General features: G+C 50.2%; 1 protein-coding gene. It reads right to left on the bottom strand.

All coding sequences use genetic code 11. The features are described 5' to 3' along the window. A partial coding sequence (locus tag ACTHUR_RS20675) for a response regulator (RefSeq protein WP_440400670.1) occupies positions 1-450 on the bottom strand: 450 nt, incomplete at its 3' end. Positions 451-452: the final 2 nt, after the last annotated feature.

The raw sequence follows: 452 nt of genomic DNA, 5'->3' as shown, positions 1-452 counted from the left end.
GTTGTGTTTGGCGGCCGCTTCAATGCTGCCGTTCATTTCTTGAATGACGGGGCTGTTGCCCAGTTTGTCCAAAGTCATACCGGAGGCCGTCTGAACTTCGCCATGTTTCAAGGCGCGTTCTACCGCAGACAAGAGTTTTTGCAGGGCAATCGGTTTTTCCAGAAAATCGAGCGCGCCGATTTTAGTGGCTTCAACCGAGGTGTCAATGCTGGCATGACCGCTCATCATAACAACAGGCATATTGAGTTGACCGTTTTTCGCCCACTCTTTCAACAAAGTGATACCGTCGCAATCGGGCATCCAAATGTCCAGCAACACCATGGCCGGACGCGTTTGATAACGCAATTGGCGCGCTTCTTCGGCATTTTCAGCCAAAGTGACGGTATAGCCTTCATCTTGAAGGATTTCGGAGAGCAGGTCGCGGATGCCTACTTCATCATCTACAATCAAAA

Source organism: Neisseria sp. P0021.S007 (assembly GCF_051956855.1).
This window is presented reverse-complemented; position numbering and strand designations above follow the sequence as displayed.